This is a genomic window from Pseudarthrobacter sp. (genome assembly GCF_036675385.1).
GTDB lineage: Bacteria > Actinomycetota > Actinomycetes > Actinomycetales > Micrococcaceae > Arthrobacter.
In genome coordinates this window covers 24,557-32,450 of the sequence record NZ_JAKFFD010000230.1, presented here as the reverse complement: position 1 = coordinate 32,450, position 7,894 = coordinate 24,557, and the positions used below count along the sequence as shown (strand labels likewise).

At 66.0% G+C, this 7,894-nt stretch carries 8 protein-coding genes and 1 pseudogene; 7 read left to right on the top strand and 2 right to left on the bottom strand.

The genetic code is table 11. The annotated features are described in order from the left end of the window. The coding region (locus V6M49_RS18960) for a fumarylacetoacetate hydrolase family protein (protein WP_332762708.1) at positions 1-869 on the bottom strand (869 nt) is incomplete at its 3' end. Further along, positions 866-1,960, bottom strand: a complete 1,095-nt coding sequence (locus tag V6M49_RS18955) for a cupin domain-containing protein (protein WP_332762707.1) — start codon at positions 1,958-1,960, stop codon at positions 866-868. The genes V6M49_RS18955 and V6M49_RS18960, both read right to left, overlap by 4 nt. A gap of 114 nt (positions 1,961-2,074) precedes the next feature. Between V6M49_RS18955 and V6M49_RS18950 the strand changes: the two genes are divergently transcribed. From V6M49_RS18950 to V6M49_RS18920, 7 genes and pseudogenes are all read left to right on the top strand, one after another. Next, positions 2,075-2,752 (top strand): ArsR/SmtB family transcription factor, encoded by a 678-nt coding sequence (locus tag V6M49_RS18950; protein ID WP_332762706.1) that lies wholly within the window; start codon positions 2,075-2,077, stop codon positions 2,750-2,752. Beyond that, complete coding sequence (locus tag V6M49_RS18945) at positions 2,739-4,025, top strand: MFS transporter (RefSeq protein WP_332762705.1); 1,287 nt, start codon at positions 2,739-2,741, stop codon at positions 4,023-4,025. Before V6M49_RS18950 ends, V6M49_RS18945 begins: the two co-directional genes overlap by 14 nt. Positions 4,026-4,053: 28 nt before the next feature. Then, positions 4,054-5,321, top strand: a pseudogene (locus tag V6M49_RS18940) (MFS transporter). Between the two features lie 199 nt (positions 5,322-5,520). Further along, complete coding sequence (locus tag V6M49_RS18935) at positions 5,521-5,958, top strand: ester cyclase (RefSeq protein WP_141140326.1); 438 nt, start codon at positions 5,521-5,523, stop codon at positions 5,956-5,958. A 118-nt stretch (positions 5,959-6,076) separates the two neighbouring features. After that, positions 6,077-6,610, top strand: coding sequence for a methyltransferase family protein (locus tag V6M49_RS18930; protein WP_332762703.1), 534 nt, complete (start codon positions 6,077-6,079; stop codon positions 6,608-6,610). Positions 6,611-6,664: 54 nt separating this feature from the next. Then, positions 6,665-6,967 carry an FAD-dependent oxidoreductase gene (locus V6M49_RS18925; protein ID WP_332762702.1) on the top strand — a complete coding sequence of 101 codons (303 nt, stop codon included), beginning with the start codon at positions 6,665-6,667 and terminating at the stop codon, positions 6,965-6,967. A gap of 598 nt (positions 6,968-7,565) precedes the next feature. Next, positions 7,566-7,787, top strand: coding sequence for a type II toxin-antitoxin system death-on-curing family toxin (locus tag V6M49_RS18920; protein ID WP_332762701.1), 222 nt, complete (start codon positions 7,566-7,568; stop codon positions 7,785-7,787). Positions 7,788-7,894: the final 107 nt, after the last annotated feature.

The window sequence follows — 7,894 nt, the reverse complement described above, 5'->3', positions numbered from 1 at the left end:
GAGACATGCATTTCTCCGATCCGGCTGATGCTCATCCGAAGTTTGTCTCCCCTTTTGATCGGACCTACGCCCGGAGGAGCCCCTGTGAACAGCAGGTCACCGGGTAGCAGCGTCATGATTGACGACGCGTAAGCGACTATCTGCGGTACCGACACGATGAGGTCGTCGGTGGTGACCGATTGCCGCACGGCCGCACCGCAGGTCAGCATGATGTCGAGACCCGAGCCGTCTCCGACCTCGTCGCGTGTGGTTACCCAGGGGCCGACGGGGCTGAATGTGTCGTAGCTTTTGCGCCGCGAGCGGTCAGCCGAGCTGCGCACGGTGATGTCGAGGCCGGTGGTAAAGCCGAGAACGTGGTTCAGCGCTGATTCGACGGGAATGTTCTTGCCCCCCGACCCGATCACGACAACGAGCTCGGACTCATGATGGATCTCCTGCTCGGCAGCGATGACGTCGGCGGGCAGGACGATCTCGGCGCCAGGCCCCACGATCGATGAGGGAGCCTTAAGGAACACATCGAACTCCATCATCCAGGCCTCGATGTGACCTAGAGTCCGCTCCTGCACGCCGTGCATCTCTGCCACATGTTCGCGATAGTTGGACGCGGCCGCAATGATCTTCGACGGACCGAGCACGGGCGGCTGGAGGGTCATAAAGTCGATGGGACGCGGCACGCCTTCTGCGGCCGCCCGTTCCAGCGCCGGCCGGATCTCCTCAAAGTCCCGACACAGAGCCCGCCACCAACCAGCCGTCAGCGGGTCCGGGTCGTGGGCCCAGGGCATGGCGCCCGTTACATCGACGATCTCATACCCCGATGGGCTCGCGGTGACGACACCGAGCCGGTTCGCGTCGAACAGAGCGAGCTTCACGAGGCAGCTCCCTGTAGGCGCAAGGATGCGCTATGGAAGTCTCCGGTGACCGTTTGTGGTTCCGGCAGCACCTCTCGACGCTGGATACCCAGAGCCCGTAGCACGGGCTCATCAGACACCACGAATAGATCCGCACCTACGGAGATGTGCTCGACAGTGGACCACGACGGAACGGCGAACATGTCGCCGGGGCCCCAGACGAAGCGCTGCCCGTCGATCACGCTCTCACCGCGACCGCGGAAGACAACATAGACCGCGTTGCCCGCGCGTCTCACCGGGGCACCGTGACCACGGATTCGGTGGACGGCGCAGGCCATCGTCGGCAACACGCTCGCACCCGTCTTTGGGTTCGTGTACTCCACGGCCAGAAGGTCATCGTCGGATTCACGGCCGAGTCGCTCTAGCTCCGCCTCAGTCTCCGACCACCGATAGATCAGCAACTCGGAGGGAAGCGGGCTCACGGCCTTAGTTACTGATCCGTCGGTGTACCGACTGCCGTCGCGACGGCGCGCTTCGGAAACGTTGTGCTCAACCGGCTGGGGCTGGGACTCTCCCGGACCTGGCCAGTGCTCAAAGAAGACACCGTCCAATGCCTGGATGATCGGCAGATCCAGGCCATCGAACCAGAACATCTCCGAGTCGCCGGCGTTCGTGTGGTCGTGCCACTGCTTCGATGGCGTGAGAACTAGGTCACCGGGTCTCATATCACAGGCGTCCCCGTCCACAGTAGTCCACACGCCCTCGCCTTCCAGAACGAAACGGATCGCGCCGGGGGTGTGCCGGTGGGCAGGGGCGACCTCGTGAGGACCGAGGCACTGCAAGGCCCCCCAGAGCGTGCCGACCGCGTACGGTCGACCGCCGAGACCCGGGTTGGCGAGGGCCAGGACCCGCCGTTCGCCGCCGCGTTCCACGGGGACGAGGCGGATCGCTTCGCGCGCCAACGGCTTCATCGTCGCGGCAGACCACAGCCATGGCACGGCCGCTGGTCGCGGTGTCGGCGTCAGAAGCTCTTCGGTGATGGTCCATAGCGGCTGGAGCGCGGCGGCCTCGAGACCGGCGTAAAGCCCATCCAGATCGGTCTTGTCCTGCATAGTGGGCGTATCCCGGTGCGGAAGCCGGTCCCGCGAAGACTAGAGGAACGCGACCGCCATCCCCTAACCGAAAAGGCTCCCTAAAACGCTGACGATACCGTATTCTCTTATTCCATGGAGTCATGGAATAAGAGCTCGGCGGGTGGGGAGAAGCTGGAAGTCTTCGATCAGCTCGCCAGGGTGGCGAAGGCGATGTCCAACGGCAAGCGGCTGGAGCTGATCGAATTGCTCGCCCAGGGCGAGCATCCAGTCGAAGAACTCGCGGCAAAGCTGGGGATGGGGGTGACGACCGTCTCGGCCCACCTGCAGCAGCTGAAGCAGGCGGGCCTGGTGGATACCCGGCGGGTGCGGACCAGCATCCTGTATCGGCTCGCCGGCGATGACGTCGCGGCGATGTATCTGGCCATCAAGCGTGTGGGCATGCTGCGTTCCCCGGCCCTGCGGGAGGCACTTGCGTCCTACCTCTCTCCCCGCGGCTCGGAGCCGGCCAGCACGATCGATCCGGCAGCTGTCACCTCCGAGATGACCGTTATCGATGTCCGGCCCCGGTCCGAGTACGACACAGCCCACTTCCCGGGCGCGGTCTCGATCCCGCTGGCGGAGCTGGCGGAACGCTACGGTGAGATCCTGTCAGGGAATCCCGTCGTGGTGTACTGCCGTGGCGAGTTCTGCAAACTCGCCCGGGACGCCGCGGCGTGGTTGTCTGCCCGCGGCATCCCGGCGATGGCCATGGACGAAGGCGTCATCGAATGGCGGGCCACACACCTGGTGGATCTCGATGCCACCGCGTGAGCCGATGGTGCTGCTCGGGGAGAGAATCCGCGCCGACGCAGCCGTTCAGGAAGTCCTGCACCGCCGGACCCTGACGGTGGTCGCTGCCAGCCAGGTCCTGGGCGGGGCAGGCCTTGCCGCCGGCGTCACCGTCGGGGCTTTGCTGGCCCAGGACATGCTCGGCGGGAACGCCGCCGCCGGTCTTCCCGCGGCCCTGTTCACCCTCGGCTCCGCACTGGCGGCCTTCCTGGTCGGCGCCGTCACGCAGCGCCTGGGCCGCCGGACCGGTCTGGGCCTGGGCTTCGCCGCCGGGGCCCTCGGGGCGCTCGGCGTCGTCGCAGCGGCTGTCCTGGACAGCATCCCGCTGCTGTTTCTGTCCTTGTTCATCTACGGGGCGGGCACCGCGACGAACCTGCAGGCACGCTACGCCGGTACCGATCTGGCTCCGGCGTCCCGCCGGGGCACGGCCGTCAGCATCGCCATGGTCTTCACCACCCTCGGCGCGGTCCTCGGCCCGAACCTGGTCGATGTGCTGGGCCGGTTCGCCGAAAGCCTCGGCATTCCCGCTCTCGCTGGCCCGTTCCTGCTCGCAGCCGCCGCATACGCCTCCGCCGGGGCCGTGCTGTTCGTCCTGCTCCGGCCGGACCCGTTCCTGCTCGCCCGGGAACTCGAGATTGCCACACCTCCACCGGGAACCTCCGACACGCCGCCCGCACCGGTCCGGGCGGGCACCGGGGTCTACGTGGGGGCCGCGGTCATGGTCCTTACCCAGATCGCTATGGTCGCCATCATGACCATGACACCGGTCCACATGCGCGCCCACGGCCACCACCTCTCCGAAGTCGGCCTCGTCATCGGAATCCACATCGGCTCGATGTATCTGCCTTCCCTGTTCACCGGCGTCCTCGTGGACCGCATCGGCCGCACCCCGATGGCCATCGCCTCGGGCCTGACCCTGCTCGCGGCCGGCCTCACCGCAGCCACGGCACCCGCGGACAATCTCGGGCTGCTCATCGTGGCTCTGGCCCTGCTCGGGCTGGGCTGGAACATGGGCCTCATCTCCGGAACCGCACTGGTCGTGGACGCCACCGTCCCCGCACACCGTGCCCGCACCCAGGGAGCCGTCGATGTCCTCATCGCCGTAGCCGGTGCCGGCGGCGGCGCGATGTCCGGGCTCGTCGTGGCCCAAACCAGCTATGCGGTGCTCTCGATCGCCGGCGGGGTCCTGGCCCTGCTGCTGATTCCCGTCATCTTCTGGGCCCGAACCCGGTCCGGGACGCTGGCGGCTGCCTGATCCCGCAGCCACAAACATCCTCACTGCCATGAAGCCACCGGGCAATCACGGTCGCGGATCCGGGGTACGGCTGGGTTTGCGGCAGAACCTGGCCCAGTTCGTGCTCCTCGTCGCGGTAAACGCCCTGGTCGGCGGGGCCCTGGGCCAGGAGCGCACGGTGCTGCCGCTGCTCGCCGGGCAGGTGTTCCACCTTGACCTTCACACGGCGGCGCTGACCTACATCCCGGCGTTCGGTGTGGCGAAGGCCGGCACGAACTACGCCGCAGGTGCCCTGGCCGACACGTACGGCCGTAAACCGGTCCTCGTGGCCGGCTGGCTCATCGCCATTCCCCTTCCGTTCATGCTGATCTTCGGCCCGTCCTGGGGGTGGATTGTTGGGGCCAACGTGGTGCTCGGCATCAGCCAGGGCATGACGTGGTCCGCCACCGTGATGATGAAGATGGACCTCGTCGGTCCCCAACGGCGCGGCCTGGCCATGGGTCTGAACGAAGCCGCCGGCTACCTCGGCGTCGCCGGCACAGCCCTGGCCACCGGCTACATCGCCGCCCAGCACGGGCTCAGGCCCGGCCCGTTCCTGCTCGGCGCCGCGTTCATCGCCGTCGGCCTGGGCCTGTCCGTCCTCACCATCCGCGAAACACGCGTCTACGCCAGACTCGAGGCAGCATCCCACGTTCCCGCCAACGCCGGCAACCACGCCCAGCTGACCAGCCGCGACGTGTTCATCCTCACCAGCTTCCGTGACAGGTCACTGTCGTCGGTCTGCCAGGCCGGCATGGTCAACAACCTCAACGACGGCCTGGCCTGGGGCCTTTCCCCGTCCTCTTCGCCTCTGCCGGGCTGGCTGTCGACAGCATCGGCATCCTCGCCGCCGCGTACCCGGCCGTCTGGGGAGCCGGGCAGCTCCTCACCGGCGCACTCTCGGACCGGATCGGGCGCAAACATCTGATCACCGGCGGCATGCTGGTCCAGGCCCCGGCCCTGGCCATGATCGCCGCCGGGCAGGGCTTCGGGATCTGGCTGGCCGCGGCGGTCCTGCTCGGCGCCGGTACCGCCATGGTCTACCCAACTCTTCTGGCCGCTATCGGAGACGTCGCCCACCCCCAATGGCGTGCCCGGTCAGTGGGTATCTACCGGCTATGGCGCGACGGCGGATTCGCCGGCGGGGCCCTGATCTCCGGAATCATCGCCGACACCCTGGGCATACCGGCCGCCGTCACCACAGTCGCACTTCTCACCGGCGCCTCCGGCATCGTCGTGGCCCTGCGGATGCGCAGCACCGACCACCTGCCACGGTGACGACCGGCTCCTGACCGGCCAAAACTTCATCCACGACCGTGTTAACACCCTCGAAAATCCAGCACAAACGGTGCCCAAACAAAGCCGTTGACACCCCTCCCGGCCCGGCGTGTACTTGAATCGGCGCCTGTATTAACAGAAGCCAAGCCACGGAGCGGCCTGACCTTTCCGTGAGGCCGCCAAAGACGGAGGTCTAAAAATGGGACAAGCACGCGAGGCAATGGACCGCTTAACCGCAGCCGTGACGGCGAGGGACAAACAGACACAGGCAGCGTGTTACTCAGCTGATGCGGTGGCCTTCACGCCCGAGGAGGGCAAACTCGTTGGGCCCGAAGCCATCAGCAACTACCTGTCGCAGTTCGGGGAATCGTTCCCTGACATCACCTACGAGTACGCCGACCGGTACGAAGCCGGAAATGTGGCGATCGATGAGGGCTTTGTCGTCGGAACCAACACCGGACCGCTGCTCATGCCGTCCGGTGAAAGCCTGCCTCCCACCGGAAAGAGCATCCGGGTCAGGAGCTGCGATGTCGCCCACGTCGAAGATGGCCTGATCACAAGCCACCACTTCTACTTCGACCAGATGGAGTTCCTCGGACAACTCGGGCTGCTTCCCGAATCCCTGTCCAAGTCCTGAACCCGCAGGGCGGAGCCCGCGGCCGCGTTAAGTTCAAGGATGCAACGACGACGACCGGCAGGTCCGCCTGCCCGGTCGGGGCGACCCGCCCCACCCGGACGTCAATGGAGAGATAAAGGTGACGGCATTGACCGGAGGTTCCTTGATCCGGCGCGGGAAGGAGGTCTACGAGAACCTCCCGCTGCCGCTCCCTGTTGTCGCCGCGATTGTCCTGGACCTCCTCCTCGCCAGGCTCCGTCCGGTGCCGCTTCCCGGTCCCCACGCCCTCCACCGGACCGCGGGGGCGGGACTGCTGCTCGCCGGCGTCGGCCTGAATATTTGGGCTCTGGCTGAACGGCGGCACCGCACTACTGGCGCGTTCGCGCTGGAGCGGCCGGAGGACCTGGTCACCACCGGCCCCTACACCATCACCCGCCACCCGATGTACATCGGATGGTGGCTCATCCAACTCGGAGCGGGAACCTTGGCTGGCTCATCCTGGGTCCTCGCGACCTTGCCTGCCGAACTGCTGGTCGAGCACCGCGCTGTCCTGGATGAAGAGGCCACGCTTGCCGAGCTCTTCGGCCGCGCCTACCTCGAATACTCCGACAGCGTTCCCCGCTACCTCGGATCCCCCTTCCGGGCACAGAGCCCGTTCGATTCGAACAGCTGAAACTCCGCACCCAGCGACCGATCCAGGGCCGCTGGCGACAACCTAAGATAGGCATTGCCGCACCGTTGCAAACCCCAATGGGAGAAGCCGATTCCAGAACAGAGTGTCGAAACCGTCGTCATCGGCGGCGGCCAAGCCGGCCTGGCCACGGCCTTCCACTTGGGCGGACGTGGCCGTGACTTCATCGTTGTGGATGCAAACCGCGACATCGGCGACAGTTGGCGGTACCGCTGGGATTCGCTGCAACTGTTCACGCCCGCCGGATTCAGCCAACTGCCCGGCCTCAAGTTCCCGGCGCCACGGGCAGACAGGCCGACAAAGGACGCAATGGCTGACAGGAGCCGAAATTGCCCTTGATCTTGCCAATCCAGATGACGCTGGGCACCATCGCTGCGTGTATCTCGCCGGCCGCGACGTTGGCTATTTGCCGGCGCTGGGCACGTGGACCTGCCCGCTCCTGCGACTACTGGGCAGGGCAGGCTCTGAACTGTCCCAACGCGCCATGAAGGGCGGAGCGGAACCAGTCGGCAGAATCCGCCCCGGCGCACTGGAAGCAGCTGGCATCACCCGGATACCGAATATCACCGGCTCGCGGAACGACTTCCGGTAACCGAAGACGGAAGGACCGTCAACGTGGACGCGGTGGTGTGGTGTACCGGGCTCGCTCCCGACTACCGAATCATCAAACTGCCCGTCTTCGACCACGCCGGCCACCTCACACACCTCAGGGACTTACCAGCGAACCAGGACTCTACGCTGTCGGCACACCACACCAGTCCTCCATCACATCCCTTCTCGTTGGGGGTGTCGGCAAAGACGCCGAGTACATCGTCAAACACATCACACGCACGGGACATCACTGATGAGTTCCACTTCGCCTTCGAAAATCCGCGCAACGGAACCCCCCGGTGGAGGCGCCGCCTAACGACCCAAACAGAAGGGCACGGTGCTGGGTGTGGAAGCATATCCGCAGTTGGCGATGAAGGCGGCGGCTCTGATGGAGTCTGTGGCTCGGTTCAATCCGCTGATCGACGGCAATAAGCGGACTGCGTGGACGCTGATGGTTTTGATGCTCTGGATCAACGGCTGCCGGCATGACTTCATCACTGATGAGGCGTTCGATCTGGTCGTGGGCGTGGCCGCCAGCGATATCGGGTTGGGGACAGCGCGGGGATGATTGCCGCCCACCTCGTAGAACGATAGCCAGGTAATTCTGTGGCCGAGTTGGTGATGCTGGGCTCACGCACCCGAAATGCTGTGCGTGTCCGCTACAGCCGGCGCGCC

What these genes read in the sequence shown, in the direction of transcription:
- V6M49_RS18955 (WP_332762707.1), bottom strand. Translation starts at nt 1,960, where the DNA reads ATGCAGGACAAGACCGATCTGGATGGGCTTTACGCCGGTCTCGAGGCC.
- V6M49_RS18950 (WP_332762706.1), top strand. Translation starts at nt 2,075, where the DNA reads ATGGAGTCATGGAATAAGAGCTCGGCGGGTGGGGAGAAGCTGGAAGTC.
- V6M49_RS18945 (WP_332762705.1), top strand. Translation starts at nt 2,739, where the DNA reads ATGCCACCGCGTGAGCCGATGGTGCTGCTCGGGGAGAGAATCCGCGCC.
- V6M49_RS18935 (WP_141140326.1), top strand. Translation starts at nt 5,521, where the DNA reads ATGGGACAAGCACGCGAGGCAATGGACCGCTTAACCGCAGCCGTGACG.